A 20,090-nucleotide genomic window follows, 5' to 3' on the forward strand; every position below is an offset into this window, starting at 1 on the left:
CAACCGCAAAGCCGTCTCGGTCCAAATGGGGCAGCCGCGCTAGCTCTTGATATTGAACAAAGTCCTCGCTCGCCTTCGCTATCCCGATTCCCATAAACATTTCAAATCTGAGCCTCGATTACATTCTGGTCGCGTAGTCCGCGGCCCCCGCACTGACACAGAACAAGCCTCCGATCACCGGACGGCCCATTCCGCAACTGCTGGCTGGGAGCCAGTTTCATCGCTCTCATCTCGGCGGGGCCGTCGCGCCGGAGCGGAGCGACGGTCCCTGATCGCGTGAATGGCCGGGAGTTGATGTGTCATCGACCAAGTTCGCACGACTATCGATATGCTAAAACTAAAAATGCCTGCGGCAATTGCGATTTCGAACTAGCCATATTGGGGCGCTCTCGATTTGCAAGCGTCGTTCTCAGGCCACGGCTTTGAGGGCTTGAGTGCGGTAGGCCCAAGGCAGGAACGAAGCACCTAAGCCCCAGGGGTGAACTCCATAGGCTATGGAGCTACTCCCTAGGTTCGAGTGAGATACTTGCCATCCAGCGCCGACCGGAATGATGCGGGATGGCAGACGACTTTCAATGCGACGCACGGTTATTGGCGGCGAAACCGCTCCAGATGACTACGAGGTGATGTGGGACCAGTTGGCGATTGGCCACGATATCTGGCGAAACGCTTCGACAGCTTGAGACATGCCCCCCCCGCAGGCGAGTATAGCGGCTGTCTCGCGCATCAATCAATTCGTTCAGGCGGCTATTGACTAATGTGAGTGTGGAAAATGGTCGACGCGCGCGGGAGCGCGCGCCTGGGACATCTGAGACAAGATGGGACAATGTCCCGGCATGTCCCACTTGTCCCGTATTCGGTGAGCGGTGTGGACGCGCGCCCGCTTAGGGCGGCGCGCTCCAGGCCGATACCAAGGTTTGGCCGCTCATGATTGTGAAGGCGACGATCCCGAACTTGGCGAGGTCGATCGTGTCGAGATCGATTGCGTTGGCGCGGATCATCGCGCATGGCATCCGTGGCACCGAAATTCCGTCACGCTCCCTATTCTTACTTATATGGCGTGACGGATTTTTGGTGCCATTCTGCGCCAAGGTTCCGAGCGCCTTGTGTCGCTGGTAGGTGCGCTTGCTGTTGTATCCGGCGGCCTGCCATGCCGGTACCTCGGCCTTCGGTCTTCCACGAGGGCGGCCGGTGCTGCGGGCAGCGCGCGACTTCCGGGCGCGTGCTGCTGCCTTCGCGCGCCTAATGCCGAGACGCACCTCGTAGTTGGGATCATCGTTGGCGCCGAAGTGCCACAGCTTATGCTTCGTGCGGTCCGTGACGGAAATCTCGAGCACGGCGGCGGAGTGATCGGCGGACCAGCGCTTGTTGGACTCCTTGGCGTAAGCGACGAGCTCATTGAGTTCGGCAACTGTCAGCCACGGCGCCAACTTGCGGCACCAGCGCTGCACCGAGGTCTGCGGCTTCCCTGATGCCGCAAGCCAGGCATGATCGGCACCCCAGCGCAAGATACTCCGGCCCCGTTCGTTTTGCGGCAGCTGCTTCCAGCCTCGAATAGCGAACCACTTCCGCGCTTGTTTGAGGCGGCAGCGGGCAAGCAGCGCGGTTTTGTCTGCGGAGTCATCCATGGCGCCGCCTCCGCAATTTTTGTGGCGGTGAGCTTGCGGTTTTTGTTCGGCGGCTTTATTTCTGGTGTGCTGTTGATGCTCTGGCGAGAGCGAATTTAGAAGGGCGTGGTCATTGGCGTGACCGCGCCCTTTCGCATCGGGCGGTGGCATTTGCGATTGTCCCTTTCAGTCTCAGTCGATGTTTCGCGGCTTTGGTCTCCTTGGTTGGCGCGCTCTGCGAAAGCGCATCAGGATTTACGTGGTGATCGATGAGCCGATTCGCGAATCCGAAACGATCGGGCCCCTCCTCTACCTGAGACAATCCGCTTAAAAGCCTTCACGGCCCACAACGCCGTTACGCCGCTGAGACAACGTAAGGCGTTGATTCTGGCTATTGTGTTCGTTCTGCCGGGCCCACCAAGAATATCAGTATCTTGCTTGGTCTTCGTTGCCCGTCCCGCGACGACCGCACCAAAAACCGCACCAGATACGTCCACTTTTCGTTCGTGCGCAGGCTGCGGATTTTGTCGGTTTGGGTGTCGTTGAACATTTTGAGTTTCTCCCGTTGGTTATCGGCTGCGCCATCGCGGCCGGTCGGGAGAATTCGAGGCCGGCAGGACCGAGCGTGCAGGCAAGTAGGCTCCGCCCGAGGGCTCCCGTCTTCGGGATGCGGGTGGATGCCTTGCCGGCACGCACTGCCGGCCTAGTCGCACGACCTTTACGGCCGCGTTGGCAGCGCCAGCGAGAAGGTCAGCTCGATCAAATAATCCGCTAAAAACGTCTCGCCGGTACGTATGACGGTCAACCGGGCAAGGCCACACCGAGGGCGAGGAAGCTCAAGCACTACGGGTGTCGCAAGCGGTTGGTGCCTCATGCATTGCCGCAAAAGCGAAAATGCCATTGTACGTCGGTCGCAGCAGCATGGACCGCCACAGCAATAGGAGGAAACAAGAGCAGGTCATGCGCTTGCTCGCTCGAAAGACCTTTTTGCAGAAAGTCTAGAGGATATCCGCGGCCATCGGCCCTTCCTCGAACGCCTTGCCGTCCTTTTCGAGCGTTTTACGGCGGCCGTCTGCAGCGGCAACAAACTGACTAAGCTTGTCGAGGTCCGCCTTGATAGCGTCGAACTTTGGAAGTTCGGCCGGCACTCCGACCGATTGATCGTGCCCCGAGAACTTCGAGCACCGCGTCATCCCAGCAAAAACAGCCTCATAGTCAGCCTTTTCGACGCAGGCAGACCGCAGCTTCATTGTCGATATGTTGGGCCGGAACCTCCCAACCACACCGGCGAAGAGGATCTCCTCGATTGCATGCTCCCAAGTCTCGCGCATCTTGGTGTAAAGGTCGATGACGAATGAGCGTTGGGTTTCGTCGGTTTTCTCCCTCCTCTCCCTCGCCATCGCGCGTGGTTTGATCACCTCCTCCGCCCTCCTCGTCCGGTGTCTGAGCGTCGCCTTCCTGCCCGGTTTCAGGCTGGGCTTTGTCGTCCTCGGGGCGGATGAAACCGCGTTCAATCCTGACGGTGCCGTCGTGATTGAGGATCACAAACGCGCCACCGCGCGCGACGTCCCCGGGATCGTAAGCCTGCCATTTCGCCTCAAACTGCTCGATTTGGTTCTCCAATTCACCGAACCGCGCATCCACCGCATCAGGCAGTTCCTCGGCCGTTTGATGCTGTTCGGTCAGCTCGTCGAACTCGGTTTGGGCGACCTGAAGGGCAGTCTGATCTTCCGCCGAAAGCTCGACCGGATGCGGGTAGGCGCGACGCATGCCGTGGGCGTGCGGGAAGTCGAGATGGGGCTCCGTCCACTTCCATCCCTCGGCCGCCCGTAAGGCGTCCGCCTCCCGGCCAAGCCGCGCTGTCACCAGGAGATCGAGCAACGCCACGTCTTCCAGATAGCCGCCGCGATCCTCGGTAAAGAGGTCGCGCAGGATCGTACCGCCTGCCTCGATATAGGCCTCGAGCCCGACAAACCGCGCGCGGCGATCGGTTGCAGCGACATGGGTTTCGGTGAGCAGACGCCGGATCGTGCTGGCATCACGGTCGTAGGACAGACGCTCATAGACGCCTTCTTGCCGAGCCTGATCGTCAGTGATGGCAAAAGCCATCAACTGCTCCAAGATCAGTTCGCCATCGCGATAGAGCTCGATCAATTTTGGCGAAACCGCACCCAACCGGAGGCGTTGCCGCACCACATGCGGCGTCACGCCAAAGCGGGCGGCGATCTCCTCCGCGCCGAAACCACGCTCGTCCGCGAGCTTCCGGAACGCCTCGAACTGGTCGGCGGGATGCATGTTTTCGCGGGTGACGTTCTCGTCCAGGCTGATTTCGTGGGGGTCATTCGCGGTGTCGATAACGCAGCGGATCGGCTCGGTCTTCTTGATCTCCTTTCGCTTCACTCGCAGAAGCTGGGCAAGCCGCCTGCCCTCGCCGATGCTCACCAAATAGAACCCCGTGGCCGTCCCCTCTCCGTCCAACTCGGGCTCGACCACCAGATTTTGCAGGATGCCCTTGGCGGCAATACTCGCCGCGTAGCCCTCGATCGCCGTCTCGCTGTGCGGCGTCTTGCGCGCATTGTTCGGGGACTTCTTGAGCTTATTGAGCGGAATCAAAGTCTCCGTCCCGCTCGCGGGAATGATTTCAACTGATTTGGCCGACATGATCATTCTTCCTTTTGCTTCCATGGGTGCAGCGCGCACTCCGCGCCTGCACCCCTGCCCGTCGGCGAGACCGGGGGTAGCAAGCGCCAGGGCGACCCGAGCGGAGGGGGATCGCCCGCCCGCAAGGGCCGCTCGCAAGAGCGGGTCTGCACGAGCGCATGTCAGCCGTTCGAGAAGGTGACGCCCTCGAAAGCACGGAAGACCGGGGAGACCGCTCGGGTCGGCGCCGGCGCCAGCCGGCGCTTTACCCTGGCGCGCGCGAGGGGCAGCGCCCATTAGGTCTCAAGCGTTAGAACGTTGAGCAAGTCAGCGCAGGCCAAAACAAGAGATCGAAAACAAGAGCAAGAGTGAGAAAATCAAAAGAGGCACCCGCAGGAGGGTCAGCATAGCGCCGACGCGTAGCGGCGGGACCCGGGACCGAGTGCAGTCGCGAGACCGGTTAACAAGGCACCCGCGCGACGGGCAGTGATAGCGGTGCCGCGCAGCGGCAGCCCTTCGTGCGAGTGCCTCCGGCGAGCGACACATTATATCTATATCTGCTTGCGTGAGGGATCGAAGCCGAATGGCCGAGACGCAACGCGCTCGGTTCACGAGAGCCCGATGCGGCGACAGCCGCACGCGCACCCAAATCAGAATCAGTGAGACAGCGGCGGGGAGAGTGAGCCGATCCAGGATCGCCATCTTCGGCGATCGACGGATTTCGTCGCATCTCAAGACAATGTGAGCCGCCTGATCTGGCTTGATTCTTCTTGCGTGATCGCATTCCTACAAGGCTGCAGCTTGATCTCCGTGCCGGTGCTTGCAGTTGCGCCAGCCAGCGAAAGTGCGATCTTCCAATTACCTCGGCGTGGTGCTGTCACGACTGGATAATTCCGATGGATTCTGTTCGGGGCGGTATTGGCCAGCGCCTGGTGTCGCGTGACCAAGCTGCCTCATACTGTGGTCTGTCAGTCAGCACCTTCTCGAACTGGGTAAAAATCGGAAGACTACCCTCTGCTCTTTCTGGCACGTCGCGATGGGACTTGAAAGCGATCGATCTCGCGTTAGACTCGCTGAGTGGATTACTCAGAACTCAAACTCCGGACGTTGCGACATCCGCGCTGGACGAGTGGAGAGCGAAGCGTGCGCGTCAATCTCAAAGGCATTCATAAAGTAAAGGCGACGCTCTCAAGCGGCGAACCAAAGACGTACTATTACGCCTATCGCGGCGGCCCCCAGATCAAGGCAGAACCAGGCACCCCTGATTTCGTCCAGCAATACCAGGAGGCGCATTCGAACTTACGGCAGCCACGCGCCGGCACCTTCATGTCAATCATCGCGCGATACAAGGCGGCACCGGAATTCACCAAGATCGCGGCGTCCACTCGCCGCGATTATCTGAGGTACATCAAACTCATTGAAGAAGAATTCGCTGACCTGCCGATCGCCGCTCTCGCCGATCACAGGATTCGCGGCGACTTCAAAGGCTGGCGCGACAAATTCGCCAACACGCCGCGCAAGGCTGATCTCGCCTGGACGGTGTTGGCGCGCATTCTGTCCTTCGCGAAAGATCGCGGCATTATCACCAGCAATCCTTGCGAGCGTGGTGGTCGGCTCTACGTCGCAGACCGCCGAGACAAGATCTGGACCGAGCAGGACATTGCCGCAGTTCTATCAGTTGCATCTGAAGAGATCAGGTTGGCGCTGATCTTGGCTTTATGGAGCGGTCAACGACAAGGCGACCTTTTGCGCTTACCTTGGTCAGCCTACGAGAGCCCTCATATTCGTCTCCGCCAGTCGAAAGGCGGGCGCCGCGTAGTGATGCCTGCCGGCACTCCCTTGAGAGCTCTGCTCGACACCACGCAGCGTCGGGGACCTCTTATCCTGACGAACACGCTCGGCCGGCCCTGGACTTCCGACGGCTTTCGAACATCGTGGGCAAAGGCCTGCGAACGGGCGGGCATTGGCGACCTGACGTTTCACGATTTGAGGGGCACCGCAGTGGTTCGGCTGGCGATCGCTGGCGCGAGCGTACCGCAGATCGCGGCTGTGACCGGCCACTCGTTAAAGGACGTCGAGGCCATTCTGGACGCGCACTATCTTGGTCGCGACATTCAGCTTGCAGAAGCTGCGGTACTCAAGCTCGAAGCGAGAACAAAACTGTAAAACGACCTGTAAAACGAGGTCGCCTACGATACCAAGCCAGATGCTAAGTGCTTGATTTATATGGTGGGCGCACCAGGGCTCGAACCTGGGACCCGCTGATTAAGAGTCAGCTGCTCTACCAACTGAGCTATGCGCCCGAAAGGCGGTCAATGCCTTGCGAGGCCGGTCGTTTAGCAAAGCGATCCGGGTATGGCAAGCGATGTGGCGCATGTTTTCCAAGGTTCTTCCACAGGCCCGAAAATGCGAAAAGCCGCTGGATTCCAGCGGCTTCGCCAAGGCCAATCCCGGGGTTAATTCCTCGGGAAATACGGGGTGGCTCAGAGCCGGCCCTCGCGATCCCGGTCCGGGCCGCCGTCACGGTCGAAACGGTCGCCGTGGAAGCGGTCCATGCCGCGCTCCATCATGCGGTCCATGCCCCGTTCCATGAAGTGTCGGGACGGGCCGTCCCCACCGCCCCCGAACGGGCCACGGTGGCGGGTCAGCACGGCAAGGCGCCGCTTCTGGCCCTCGTCGAGCGTCTTGTAGAGCGGATCGGCGGCATCGGCGATCTTCTTCAGGGCGGCGGAGGTCGCGCCCATGTCCTCGGCGCGCTGGCGCAGGCGGGCGACCGGATCCTCGGGCTTGTCGGCGTTCTTGCCGGCGTCACCCGGGCCGGCATTCATCCGTGCGTTGGCGCGGTCGATGCGCAGCTTGGCGAAGTCGCGCACGGCGGCCTCGACCGGCGGCCACAGCTTCTCCTGGTCGGCGTTGAGCTTCAGCCCGGCATGGACGGCGGCGATCCGCGCGTCGACGAAGGCGGCACGGTCCTCCGGGTTCATGCGGACGTGGCGGAAGTGCTCCATCCACGGGCGATGAAATTGGGCATAGACCGCGCCCGAGCCGGCGATGCTGAGCACGGCGATGGCGGCGATGGTAAACTTCCTCATACGGACCTCCTCTGGAAGGATGCCGGCGAGGATGAGCGCCGGACGGCTGACGCGCAACTTACAACTTGGACAGAGAGAGCGTTCTTACGAAGATGTAACTCCCCTGAATGTCCATTCAGATGCAGACTGAAATGATTTGCAACAAAAAGGGCCTCCGCGCAGGCTGCACGGAAGCCCCTTCATTGATGGTCGATCCGGATCAGTTCGTCGTGCTCTTCGATTCCTTGAGGAACTCGTCGATCAGCGGCTGGCCGACGCGGCTTGCGGCGTCCTTGTAGACCGGCTCCATCGCCTTGCGCATCGCCTCGTCCTGCTGCGGCGTGAGCTTGATGATCTCGCTCTTGCCGCTCTTCTTGATCTCGGCCAGCGCGTCGTCGTTCTCCTTCTGCGACTGCGCGTTGTTGAAGTCGGTCGCCTCCTTCATCGCCTTCGACAGCTGGTCGCGGATGTCGGCCGGCAGATCGTCCCAGAACTTCTTGTTCACGATCACGACGTAGCCGATGTAGCCGTGATTGGTCTCGGTGATGTACTTCTGCACCTCGTGCATCTTCTGCGTATAGATGTTCGACCAGGTGTTCTCCTGGCCGTCGACGACGCCGGTCTGCAGCGCCTGATAGACTTCCGAGAACGCCATCACCTGCGGCAGCGAGCCGAGCGACTTGAACTGTGCCTGCAGCACGCGCGAGGACTGGATGCGGAACTTGACGCCCTGGTAGTCGGCGGGCGTGACCAGCTTCTTGTTGGCGCTCATCTGCTTGAAGCCGTTGTCCCAATAGGCAAGGCCGGTGATGCCCTTGGAGTCCAGCAGCTTGAGCAGCCGGAGGCCGAGCGGGCCTTCCGTCACCTTCCGCAGCGTCTTCAGGTCCGGAAGGATGTAAGGCAGATCGAACACCTCGAATTCGCGGATGCCGAGCGGGCCGAACTTGGAGTTGGACGGCGCCAGCATCTGCACGCTACCGAGCTGGAGCGCCTCGAGCTCTTCCTTGTCCTTGTAGAGCGTTGAGTTCGGGTAGACTTCGATCTTGACCTTGCCGCCGGTGTACTTCTCGGCGAGCTCCTTGAACTTCTCCGACGCCTTGCCCTTCGGCGTGTCGGTGGCGACGACGTGGCTGAACTTGATGATGATCGGCGATTGGGCCGATGCCGGCCCGGTCAGGGCCAACGCCCCGGTCAAGACCGCAACCGATGCCGCAGCCCAAATGAGTTTCCGCATGCTTCCTCCCGCACGTTTTTGGTGGGGCACGAACCGTCGCCCCCAAGCCTTAGATTCAAGACTTGAAGGCAGGATTATAGGGAAGCGGACACAGGCGCCATTGCCCCTTAGCAGGGGGCGGCTTGCAAAAATGCGGTATCCGGAGGCGAAATCTGCCGGACTGGCTCATGCAGGGCGATGGCAGGGAAACCCTGCCATCGCCGCTGCCGCCTCTCGCAACCTCAGCCGTGCAGCGCCGGCGCGAGCTGGGCCTGCTGCGCGACCGCCGGATCGGTGATCAGGGTGCCGCCGTGCCCGTCCGAGGACAGCGCGAAATCGGCCGCGCTGTACTGACCGAGCAAGTGCAGCGTCGCGACGTGGGCGCCGTCGGAGACTGTCAGCGTGCCGCCGGTGTTGTCGTTGTTCTGCGCATAGGCCATCGAGGTCAGACCGTCGCTGAACAGGATGTCGCCGAGATCGAGACTGTCATGGTCCTGCCAGCCGGAGATCGTTCCCGTGAAGGCCGACGCCTGGGCCAGGACCAGCGAGGCATTGGGACCGGCGAAGATCACATCGTCGATCGTGCCGCCCGCATGGACAAAGGCAAGCGCGCCCGAGCCGATCGTGGTGTCGTCAGCGCTGCCGCCGGCCTGCACGTGCTGCGTGCCGGACAGGACCGTCGTGCCGGTCGCGCTGCCATACACATATTGCACGCCGCCGTTGACGATGGTGGCGTTGGCGGCGCCCCAATCGACCTGGACTCCGCCGGCATTGATCGTGGTACCGGTCGCCGTGCCGTCGGCGTAGACGCTCTGCTGGCTGCCGGCGTTGACCGTCGTGATCGACGCGTTGCCGTGGAGATACTGGAGGGCACCATTGCTGATCGTGGTCTGGACCACCGTGCCGCCATAGACCGACTGGACGCCGCCATCCATGGTGGTGTTGATCGCGGTTCCACCCAGATAGACGTCCTGCCCGCCGCCATGGATCGTCGTGTCCGAGGCCGTGCCGCCGCTCTCGACGGCCTGCAGGCCCGAATTGATCGTCGTGAGGCTCGCCGAGCCGAACACGTACTGACCGCCGCCGCTGATCGTCGTGATGATCGTGAAGCCCCAATCGATCTGGATGCCGCCGGCATTGATGGTGGATCCGGTCGCACTGCCGTCGATGTAGACGTTCTGCTCACCCCCGGCATTGACGATGGTGTTGAAAGCATTGTTGTGAACGTGCTGGAAGCCGCCATTCGCGACCGTGGTCTGGATCGCAACGCCGAAGACGTTCTGGGTGCCGCCGTCCACGGTGGTGTTGGTCGCGATACCACCGCCGAGGATATCCTGGTCGCCGCCGGCCTCGATCGTCGTGCCGTCGGCCGAGCCGCCGATCTGGATGTACTGATTGCCCGAGATCACGGAGTTCGAGGCCAGACCGAACACCAGCTGCGCGGCGCCCGCGGCAACCACCATTCCATTGGCCGAGCCCTCCAGCACGACCGCCGCGCCGCTCTCGACCTGGATGTCGGAATAGCCGGACGCATCCTTGATCCGCCAGACGCCGCTCTGGACGTCGAGCTTCTCGACATTGACGACGGTGCCAAGGAGCGAACCGGAGCCACTTCCCGACAGCACCAGCGTGTCGACGCCGTCGCCGCCGTCGATCGTGCCGGTGACGATCGAAGCAGTGGCGAGATTGATGCTGTCGTCGCCTGCGCCCATCGAGACGTCGCCGATGATGGAGCCGCTGTTGGTGAGTGTATCGTTGCCACCGTCGGTGGCGATGCTGCCGAAAATGCCGCCCGTGTTGGTAACGGTGTCGCCGAAGGTGCCGACGATCGAGATTGCCTCGCCGTTGTTGCCGCGGATCGTGCCGTCATTGATGATGGTCATGACGCCGAAGGCGCTACCGTCATTGCTGTCGTCCACGGTGATCGCGCGCTGATCGCTGATGATCAGGCCGCCCACCTCGTTGTGGAGGAAGCCGCCGCCGATCGCGAGCGCCTCGTTGAGGCCGTTGGCGCCGCTGGTCAGGCCGACCGCTGCGATCGTCCCGAAATTGTCGATCGAGACCAGACCGTCGACATCGACGCCGTCGGCGTCAGCACCGCCGACCGCCGTGCCGGTGATGGTGCCGCGGTTGGTCACTGTTGTCGTCGTGTTAGCCGCGCTGTCCATGTTGATGCCGGAGCCGCTGCGGCCGGTGATGGTGCCGTCGTTGTTGACGGTGATCGGCTGGTCGCCGGTGATGCCGTGGCGGGCGCCGTCGATGATTCCGCCGGCATAGTTGTTGACCACGCCGCCGGTGTTGACCGACTGGAAGTCGATCGCGTCGTTACCGGACGAGGCCGCCGAGGCATTGTGGCTGACGATCTGGCCGTAATTGTTGATGGTGGCGTTGGCGCCGGGCCGGATCGCGTCGGCATCGGCCGCCGAGATCACGCCGGTTGCCGCGTTGTTGATGACGGTATTGGCGCCGCTCGAATTGATGTCGTCGAGATCGAGCGCCTGGCCGGCATTGCTGCCGGTCCCCGTCGAGGAGATCGTGCCCTCGTTGTTGACGGTGAAGGTGCCGCTCTTGCCCGAGACCAGGTTCGAGATCTTCACCGCATCCTTGGTCGCGGTGATGGTGGCGCCGGCCTTGTTGTTGATGGTGAAGCTGCCGCTGGTCGAACCGCTGGTGGCGATCGCGCGGCTGGTGCCGGTGATGGTGCCGGAATTGTCGACCACCGCGCCGGGCGAGGTGCTGCCGCCGATCCAGGTGACCGGGGTCGAGCCCGACAGGGTCGCGCCGGCGAGAACGGTCAGATGATCGTTGTTCGCCAGCGTAATCGGGTTCGACGAGTTGCCGGAGACGAGAGTGCCGTCGTCATTGGCGATGGTGCCGGTCGCCGTCGCGGTGCCGATCGTAACCGCCGCGCCCGGATTGCTGGCGCTGGTGAGCGTGAGCGTAAAATTCTCGTCGGGCTCCGCGGTGGTGTCGCCGGAGATCGTGATGGTGATGGTCGCCGAGGTCGCACCGTCGGCGAAGCTGCCGCTGAAGGTCGAGGCCGGCAGCGTGCCGCCGAAATCGGCCGCATCGGTGGTGCCGGCCGCGAAGCTGCCGGAGAAGCTGAGTACGCCGGTGGTGCCGCCGGTGCGCGCAATGGTGAAAGTCATGGTCTTGGTGCCGCTCTGCCCCTCGGCAACCGACACGCTCGGCGACGAGAACGAGATCGTCTGCGTGGCGGGCGCGGCCACGGTGAAGGCGGTGGTCGGGAACGGCGCGTCGGGCGTGGTGCCGTCGGTGCTCTGGTCGCCGCTGCCGTTCTGGGTGGCCCAGTTGGCGGTGTTGCCGATCGCGGCAAGGTAGTCGGCGAAGCTGGCGAAGCCCGAGCGCGGTCCGTTATAGCCGACGATGTCGAGGCCGCCGGTGAAGCTGACCGCGGTCTGGCCGGCAACGAGGCCGGTGCCGGTCAGCGTGCCGTCTGAGGTCGCATAGCCGACATTGGAGATCGCGGCGAGAAAGGTCGGCGCCGTCGAGGTGCCGACATAGGCGTAGACGACCTCGCTGTCGTTGGACAGGCCGGTATTGTTGGCGTTGGTGAAGGTGGCCGAGCCGGCGCTGGTGCCGAACGTGCCCTTGCCGATGTTGTTGATGTCGATGACGGTGCCAGCGGGAATCGCGCCGGTCGCGGTCCAGGCGATCGTGCTTTCGGCGTTGCTGCCGGTTGCGAAGGCGGAGCCGTTCCAGTTGCTGTCGGTGAAATTGATGACAGTGCCCTGCGGGATGTCGGTCAGGGCGACAAAGGACAAATTATCGTTGCCGTCACCGTTGAAACCGGTGAAGGCGATCGAACCAGCGGAAAGGGGCATTCCAAATTCTCCAGCAGCAAGGGCGCGCGACGCTGCCGGTTAATGGAATGTTAACATGACATGTTAATAACATATTTATTGCGATGCACCCCCACATGACGGGATCGTGTGCCAAACGAAAAACGCGGCGCCGAGGGCGCCGCGTTTGCCGATGAACTGGAGAGGATGAAGCGTCAGCTCGCCGCTGCCGTCGTCACCGTATCGCGCTGGCGCTTCATAACGATCTTGTTGAGCGCGCCGAGATAGGCCTTGGCCGAGGCCACCAGCGTATCCGGATCCGCTGCGCGTGCCGTCATGGAACGGCCGTCATGGGACAGCCGCACCGAGACTTCGGCCTGCGCGTCGGTGCCTTCGGTCACCGCATGGACCTGATACAGCTCGAGCTTTGCCTCATGCGGCACCAGCGCCTTGATGCAGTTGAAGACCGCGTCGACCGGCCCGTTTCCTTCGGCTTCCTCGATCCTGATCTGGCCGTCGACGTCGAGCTTCATGGTCGCGCGCTGCGGGCCGTGGGTGCCGGCGATCACGGTCAGCGAGGTCAGCTTGATGCGGTCGTGGGAGGCCGCCATCTCCTCGTCGACCAGCGCCTCGATGTCCTCGTCGTAGATGTCCTTCTTGCGGTCGGCCAGTGCCTTCATCCGCGTGAACGCATCCTCCAGCTGGTTGGCGCCGAGCTTGTAGCCCATCTCCTCCAGCTTGTGCACGAAGGCGTGGCGGCCGGAATGCTTGCCGAGCACCAGCGACGACTGCTTCAACCCGACCATCTCGGGCCGCATGATCTCGTAGGTCGAGGCGTCCTTCAGCACGCCATCCTGATGGATGCCGCTCTCATGGGCGAAGGCGTTGCGGCCGACGATCGCCTTGTTGTACTGGACCGGGAACGAGGTTGCGGCCGACACGACCTTCGAGGCGCGCGTCAGCTGCGTGGTGTCGATCTTGTTCCACCACGGAAACACGTCGTTGCGGACGTTGATGGCCATCACGACTTCCTCGAGGGAAGCGTTGCCAGCCCGCTCGCCGATGCCGTTGACGGTGCACTCGATCTGCCGCGCGCCGCCGGCAATGCCGGCCAGCGAATTCGCCACGGCCATCCCGAGGTCGTTATGGCAATGAACCGAGAATACCGCCTTGTCGGAATTCGGCACGCGCTCGATCAGCGTGCGCATGAAACGGGCATATTCCTCGGGCGTGGTGTAGCCGACGGTATCGGGGATATTGACGGTGGTCGCGCCGGCCTTGATAACGGCCTCGACGATGCGGCAGAGATAGTCCATCTCGCTGCGGGTGGCGTCCTCGGCCGACCATTCGACGTCGTCGATCTGGTTGCGGGCGCGGGTCACGTTGGCGATCGAGAGCTCCATCACCTGCTCCGGCGTCATGTTCAGCTTGACGCGCATGTGCAGCGGCGAGGTCGCGATCACGGTGTGGACGCGGCCGCGCCTGGCGAATTTCACCGCTTCGGCGCAGCGGTCGATGTCCTTCGGGTTGGCACGCGACAGGCCGGCGATCACCGAGTTCTTGGAGCGGCGGGYGATCTCGCTGACGGCCTGGAAGTCGCCTTCGGAGGTGATCGGGAAACCGGCCTCGATGACGTCGACGCCCATGTCGTCGAGCATCTCGGCGATCTCGATCTTCTCCTCGAACGTCATGGTGGCGCCGGGGCACTGCTCGCCGTCGCGCAGCGTGGTGTCGAAAATGATGACGCGGTCCTTATCGGACTTGTTCACGGGGGCCATTGCAAAATTCCTTTATGAGCTTTTTGCGCCGTCAGTCTGCTGGGCGCTTGAGGTGTCCGGTGATCTCGACCAACCCCTGAGCGCCCAGGCGCATGGCGCCCAGCCGGCCCTCAGGGGCAAGTAAGAAGAAGGCCGCCAATCAGGAGGGTGGGCAGCAGCGCGGCCGGGATCGTGGCGGCGGCCAGAGCCACCTCCCCCGAAATCCCATCGATTTGGCCGCGAATCAGCATTGCCAGACCCTTATGAGCCCTCAAATCCTCGGTCAAAACCGTTGACGGTTGGTTGCCGGGAGGCTCGATGCGCCGTTTCTAGACGAGAAACGGCTGCAACCGCAACGCCAAAAGATGGTCAGAACGATTGACCTGGTTTCCCGGCTATTGCCGGGGCGGCGGCACGAGGTCGAGCAACCGCTTGCGGACGGCCACTTCCAGAGGCGCGTTGCAGACCGGCCGATTGTAGAAGCCGCTGCTGCGACACAAGGCGGGCGTCGGACCGCGAAGATCGCCGGCCTGGCAGGCGAGGCAAATTCGGAACGCCGCCGCCTCGAGCTGGAGCGAATAGTCGAGCGTCGATGCAGCCGGCTCGGACGGCTGGAAGAGCTGGCTGCCCTTGATGTTCTGGAACCAGGTGTCGATGTGGGCCTTTACCTTCGCAGGATTGGCGACGTCGTCCATGTTGAAGCGATTGTCGAGCAGCCCGATCGAGGCGCGCGGCGTGCGCGCCGCTGAGTGGCACGACAGGCAGGATGAGCGGATATTGTCGGCAGGTCCGTTGGCTCGCCCCATGAAGCCCATGGTGAGACGCTGGTCCCAGCCATAGGTCACGTTCCGCAAATCGGGATTGATCCAGCTCTCACGGATCGCGCCGTCGTAGACACCGGGGTCGTTGCCCCATTGCAGCGATACCGGCACGAGATTGTCGAACAGGGCGTCGCCCTTCGCCGGGCCGCGCCAGACAAACGTCCCGAACACCCATCCGGTGTCCAACGACCGGCCAGTCTTCGCTGAATCCTTCACTGAAATATCGACCTGAAGCAGGCGCACCGACCGGATCGTGCGGGTGCTGGGATCCTGACCGCCGGAGCCAGCGCCCAAATTGTCGATAAAGGCGTCGTATTCCGGTGCGCCCTGGAGGTAGGCGACTTCGTCGGGTGAGGCATCGGTGAACAGAAATTTGACGGAGACGGTGTCATTCGGAAATTTCATCGCGACCGGGTATGACGGATCGCAGGGCTCGGCGAAGACCTCCCCGAAGACCGCTGCTCCCGGCTTGTTGTAGAAGCCGACCGCCCAGACCTGGGAACCTCGTGTGTTGGTCTTGGACAGATCGCCGGGATCGGGGCCGCGTTCCTTGGTCAGCCCCATCAACGGCTCGCGCCCGGAGTTTCCGTAGTCGAGCCATTGCGAAATCCACCACTCCTCCTGGCCGGTGCCGACGAGCTTGCGATCCGCGATCTTGAAGGACGTCTTCGCGGTGCTGAGCACGGCATTCATGTAGTCAGCCGGCTTGGTGCGAAAATCGACCGATTCCCAAGGCTGCGGATCGTTGGGATTGGGGCGCACCGGCGGATAATCGACTCGCCACTTGCCGTGGCAACCGTGCCATTCGCCTTCATTGTACTCGCCGAAAAGCTCTGACACTCATCGGCCTGGCACGACGAGCCCGCGATCATGGCCAGAACGACGACAACCCCTGCCGCTCTCATGACGGCCTCCTTTGCGCCTGCCGGTGAATCCGGTCGAACCAGAATTAGGCGCAATGCGGCATCAGGTGTGTTAACTGGTTCACACAACCTGGGCGAATGGCACGAGCAAATCGCCGCATGTCGCGCGAAGTGGCACTGCACGCGCGCTTTCGCCGGCTGTGCTGCCGCCGACTCAGTAATCTTGCACGCAACGAGCGTATGACCGGCACAACGGCGAACGTGGCGGTAACACCCGACGCGCTCGTCTTTTGCTTTCAGGGAGGTGGACTCGATGCGCAGACACACTCTGCGCTCCGAGCCACTCGGGATCAGGGGCTACAGACTGATCAGCCGTCAGGCAATCTGGCCTCTACCCAACGCGGCGCGCGCGGGCCCTGCTCTCCCAACGGTCCAGCATCTGGCCGAGCTCGCCGGTGGCGACGGGGACAGCCGCATTGGTGTTTGCGGCCTCGTTGGTGTTGGCAGGTGCAGCGGCGCGAAGCCAGTCCGGCTCGGAATATTCGCGCCAGCGGCGCGCCTCCGCGCGTCGTTTGCGGGAGACGTGGTCGCGCGTGAAATAGCCGGCCGCAAACGCGATCGCGAGCAGTATGATCAGGACGACGACAGCTAGCACCATGAGATCCGGCCTTCTTCTCCTGGACGACGTTCTGCCAGCATCGCGGGCGAGGTCAAGGCTTGACAGGCCCTAAACCGCTTCCGGTTAACCGCGCGCGGGCGGGACGAATTGTCGCCTTGCACAGCCGCAATGCGGCGATGTTGCGGCGTTCTCGCGGCATCACGCGGAGGATGCGTACCTGCCCCTCGCAACCGGCCGCGGACCGGACTAACCTTCGCCCGCTCGGCCGGATCAACCGGCCAGCCGAACATAACCGGGAGGACGCGATGAAACGCCCAGAGCAGTGTGACCAGGATGCTGCGCTTTCACGACGAACACTTGTGCGGGGACTTGCGCTCGGCGCTGCGGCGACCGTGGCCGGCCCTGCGCTGGCCCAGACCGGACCTGCCGCACCGCCAACGACGATCACCACCCCGCCGCGCGATTTCGGCCCCAACGGCGCGCCGACGACTTATTTCTCGGACCCCGACATCATCACCGTCGATCCGTCCTTCGACGATCTGGCGCAGCCCAACACCGCGATCAAGCGCCTCTACACCGGCTTGTTGTGGGCCGAGGGCCCGGCCTGGAGCGCGCAGGGCCGTTATCTCCTCTGGAGCGACATCCCCAACAACCGGCAGATGCGCTGGACCGAGGACGACGGCCGCGTCAGCGTGTTCCGCACGCCCTCCAACAATTCCAACGGCAACTCGTTCGACTTCCAGGGCCGGCAGCTTTCCTGCGAACATCTGACCCGGCGGGTCACGCGGTACGAACATGACGGCACGGCCACGGTGCTCGCGGACTCCTATCAGGGCAAGCGCCTGAACTCGCCGAACGACGTCGCCGCGCATCCCGACGGCAGCTACTGGTTCACCGACCCGCCCTATGGCGGCCAGCTCTATGAAGGCGAGCCCGACGTCGCGGGCGGCCCGAGCAATGCAGGCGGCAAGCTCAATCCGCGGATCGGACAGCCGGCCGGCTTCGTGCCGGGCAAGCGCGAGTTGCCCACCAACTGCTATCGCATCGATCCAAGTGGCCGCATCGACCTCGTCGTCACCGAGGACCAGGTGCCCGATCCCAACGGCCTATGCTTCTCACCGGACTACAAGAAGCTCTACGTCGCCTCGACCGGCAAGGGACCGGGCGACACCGGGCCCGGCGGCAAGGGCGAGATCTTCGTGTTCGACGTCGGCGCCGACAACAAGCTCTCCAATGGAAAGAAGTTCAGCGACTGCGTGATCGACGGGGTGAAGTGCGGGCCCGACGGCCTGCGCTGCGACGTCAACGGCAATGTCTGGTCCTCCAGCAACGCCGGGCGCGCCGTCGGCTATAGCGGTGTGACGGTGTGGTCGCCGGCGGGCAAGCTGCTCGGCCGCATCCGCCTGCCGGAAGTGTGCGGCAATGTCTGCTTCGGCGGCCCCAAGCGCAACCGCCTGTTCATGGCCGCGAGCCAGTCGCTCTACGCCGTGTACACGGCGACGCAAGGCGCCGGCCCAGGCTGACGCGGGACGAGCAGGATCACGACACGGCGCCGGCGTGCCCCGCCGGCGCCGAATGATGCTGTATTGCTCGTTTGAAGCGACCCAGCATTATCCCCATTCGTGAAGATGCATCTCATGCGGCTTTACGCCCAGCAGGTCGATGGTCTCGGAGCCGACCTGCAACAGCGTTCCGCCATGATGGTCAGATGATTTCGTGACGTGAACGTCGTTCGAAAATTGCAGTTTGTCCTGTTTGGGATCGAAGTCGGTGATGACCGCGGTGTTGTGCTTACCTGCGAGAACACCAAGGTCGAATTCGAATGTGTCGGCACCGGCACCTCCGGTCATGGTCATGCGGCCGGCCGCGGCGACCAGCGTGTCATCCAGATCTCCGCCGGTCAGGGTATCCCTGCCGGGAGATCCGACCACAAGCTGCGCCATGCCTGCTGCAGCCTTTTCTCCGGTCGGGTCTACGCCGCCCAGCGTGCCGCTGTGCCGCTCGGTGGCGACGAAGGCATCGCTCTGCATCGCAGTGGTATCGGTGTCGCGCAGAATGAGGTCCGACAGCGTGGTGTTCTTTATCTCATTCAGGGTCTGCTTATCGAAGCCCTGGTTCTCGAAGTAGTAGCGATCGCCGTCGCGCAAAGCGGCGAACTGGTCGGCGATGATTGTGCCGAAGGTGGGCCCGATGACGGCTCCTGGCGCATGATCCTCAGCCAATCCACCGGCCCACAAATCGACGGCATCGATCGAACCATAGGCTTTCTCGAACGCTGCTGCCGTCGCCGGATCAGAGCTGAGCTGATCGAAGCTGGTGTAAGGCGCAAGCCCCAGCGCCTCCCGGGTTTGGTTCAGTGTACCCAGCCCAAGATCATGGCCGCGTTGGATATTGATCGCGGCCAGATCCATGCCGTCCGGAGGATCGAACAGGAGGTTTCGCAAGCCATCGACAATGTGAGCGTCCAGCGGGTTGGCCAGGTCCCCCGACAGATGCCGCAGCAGGCCATCCGCACCAGTCGCCTTGAAAGTCGCCGTGTCTTCGAAGAACGATTGCGCCAGCGTCTGCTCCGACGTAAAGGCACCCAGATTGCTGGTCGCACTGATCTCGTCGGAGACGATAGAGTGACCGAAGCGAAAGGCCGCACCGGCAAACTCTTCGGTGATCCGCGCGTCCGCCGTGCGGTCATAGCCTTGGTACGGCTTGATGGCGTCCTCGCCCAACAGATGCGGCAGGAACTCGTTGTAGGTGATGTTGACCATCTCGGCCGTGGTGATGGCCTTGGCCGTCTCGTATAGCTTGTCGCCGCTCCAGTTCGGATGGTCCTCGTGCAGTCGATCGACCTGGTAATTGTGCTCGCGCACAAACAAGACTTGCAAAGCGGTCAGGTCGGGATTCTCCTGCGCCCGTACGTCACCGGCCGCAAAGACGTTGCCGTGCTCGGTCTCGACGATCGGGAGATTGTCTCCCGCCGACACCTTCATATGGCCGTCGGCCGTTCGCAGGCTCGCTGCGGTGGCCGCGTCGGAACCGTAGATCTGCGATCCGTCCAGCCAACCCGTCACCGTATTGATCGCGGCTGCCGGATGCCCGGTGACCCCCGTCGCAGGATCGATCGCCACCCGCGTCAACGGGATCATGCTGCCGGGCGGCAGAAACTCATCATCAGCCGGGACCTTGATCGAGATATCATCCGTGCCTGTGCCCTCCTTCTGCAGATCCAGATCGTGATCGATGAACTGGCCCCACGCATACATCATGCCTGACAGCGCGACGCCGGCGTCATCCACCAGATGCGGGCCTTCCGCGTCATCGCCAATATCCGTCTGCGCCACGACAATGTTGCTGATCTCGCGCGGATTCGGACCTGGCGTCATTTCATTGACCCCATCGACGAAATTTGCCGGCCCCAGCCGAGCAAAGTCGGTGTCGGCCTGGTTCAAGGTGGGATCCGCACGATTGTTGTTGGAGCCGTCGATGCTGCGGAATCTGAGCGCCATGGTTTACCCTCCCCGTAGAGTGTTCGCCCCAGCGCCTGCTCCATTGGCGGCTTGCGGCATGACGCTTTTGTGATTCTTTATGACGCTCGCATGATCGTTGAGTGACGACATTCGATATACGACAGAATTGCACCTCTAGCGGCGAAGCGGCAATCTTCGCCTGAACGATCGTGCCGAACAGGCGATGTTGCGCACA

The 20,090-nt window shown here is 62.7% G+C and carries 11 protein-coding genes, 1 tRNA gene and 1 pseudogene; 2 read left to right on the forward strand and 11 right to left on the reverse strand.

Features of this window, described 5'->3' with window-relative positions; all coding sequences use genetic code 11:
- Positions 1–884: 884 nt before the first annotated feature.
- The 3 genes and pseudogenes from AC1DW2_RS06785 to AC1DW2_RS06795 all read right to left on the reverse strand — a co-directional run.
- Positions 885–1,778 (reverse strand): hypothetical protein, encoded by an 894-nt coding sequence (locus AC1DW2_RS06785; protein WP_477005523.1) that lies wholly within the window; start codon positions 1,776–1,778, stop codon positions 885–887.
- An 827-nt stretch (positions 1,779–2,605) separates the two neighbouring features.
- Positions 2,606–2,857 carry a hypothetical protein gene (locus AC1DW2_RS06790; RefSeq protein WP_477005524.1) on the reverse strand — a complete coding sequence of 84 codons (252 nt, stop codon included), beginning with the start codon at positions 2,855–2,857 and terminating at the stop codon, positions 2,606–2,608.
- Positions 2,858–2,987: 130 nt separating this feature from the next.
- Positions 2,988–4,268, reverse strand: a pseudogene (locus AC1DW2_RS06795) (ParB/RepB/Spo0J family partition protein); the annotation flags it as partial.
- 1,122 nt (positions 4,269–5,390) lie between these two features.
- On the opposite strand from AC1DW2_RS06795, the gene AC1DW2_RS06800 reads away from it, so the two are divergent.
- Positions 5,391–6,413 carry a tyrosine-type recombinase/integrase gene (locus AC1DW2_RS06800; RefSeq protein ID WP_477005525.1) on the forward strand — a complete coding sequence of 341 codons (1,023 nt, stop codon included), beginning with the start codon at positions 5,391–5,393 and terminating at the stop codon, positions 6,411–6,413.
- A 61-nt stretch (positions 6,414–6,474) separates the two neighbouring features.
- Here AC1DW2_RS06800 and AC1DW2_RS06805 read toward each other — a convergent pair.
- The 7 genes from AC1DW2_RS06805 to AC1DW2_RS06835 form a co-directional block, all read right to left on the reverse strand.
- Positions 6,475–6,550, reverse strand: a tRNA-Lys gene (locus AC1DW2_RS06805).
- A 180-nt stretch (positions 6,551–6,730) separates the two neighbouring features.
- Positions 6,731–7,339, reverse strand: a complete 609-nt coding sequence (locus AC1DW2_RS06810; protein WP_155794966.1) for a Spy/CpxP family protein refolding chaperone — start codon at positions 7,337–7,339, stop codon at positions 6,731–6,733.
- A gap of 199 nt (positions 7,340–7,538) precedes the next feature.
- The gene (locus tag AC1DW2_RS06815; RefSeq protein WP_354077009.1) at positions 7,539–8,552 is read right to left on the reverse strand and encodes a TRAP transporter substrate-binding protein; all 1,014 of its coding nucleotides are present in this window, start codon (positions 8,550–8,552) and stop codon (positions 7,539–7,541) included.
- Positions 8,553–8,773: 221 nt separating this feature from the next.
- Complete coding sequence (locus tag AC1DW2_RS06820) at positions 8,774–12,376, reverse strand: beta strand repeat-containing protein (protein ID WP_477005526.1); 3,603 nt, start codon at positions 12,374–12,376, stop codon at positions 8,774–8,776.
- A gap of 173 nt (positions 12,377–12,549) precedes the next feature.
- Positions 12,550–14,112, reverse strand: coding sequence for a 2-isopropylmalate synthase (locus AC1DW2_RS06825; protein ID WP_477005527.1), 1,563 nt, complete (start codon positions 14,110–14,112; stop codon positions 12,550–12,552).
- 374 nt (positions 14,113–14,486) lie between these two features.
- On the reverse strand, positions 14,487–15,752 hold the full coding sequence (locus AC1DW2_RS06830; protein WP_477005528.1) for a hypothetical protein: 1,266 nt from the start codon (positions 15,750–15,752) through the stop codon (positions 14,487–14,489).
- Positions 15,753–16,166: 414 nt separating this feature from the next.
- Positions 16,167–16,430 (reverse strand): hypothetical protein, encoded by a 264-nt coding sequence (locus tag AC1DW2_RS06835; protein WP_477005611.1) that lies wholly within the window; start codon positions 16,428–16,430, stop codon positions 16,167–16,169.
- 269 nt (positions 16,431–16,699) lie between these two features.
- On the opposite strand from AC1DW2_RS06835, the gene AC1DW2_RS06840 reads away from it, so the two are divergent.
- Positions 16,700–17,917: an SMP-30/gluconolactonase/LRE family protein gene (locus AC1DW2_RS06840; protein ID WP_477005529.1), complete on the forward strand. Its 1,218-nt coding sequence runs from the start codon at positions 16,700–16,702 to the stop codon at positions 17,915–17,917.
- A gap of 87 nt (positions 17,918–18,004) precedes the next feature.
- Here the strand turns inward: AC1DW2_RS06840 and AC1DW2_RS06845 are convergent, their stop codons facing one another.
- Positions 18,005–19,894, reverse strand: a complete 1,890-nt coding sequence (locus AC1DW2_RS06845; RefSeq protein ID WP_477005530.1) for a peroxidase family protein — start codon at positions 19,892–19,894, stop codon at positions 18,005–18,007.
- Between the last annotated feature and the right edge of the window lie 196 nt (positions 19,895–20,090).

It is taken from the genome of Bradyrhizobium sp. P3_C3, from assembly GCF_056402655.1.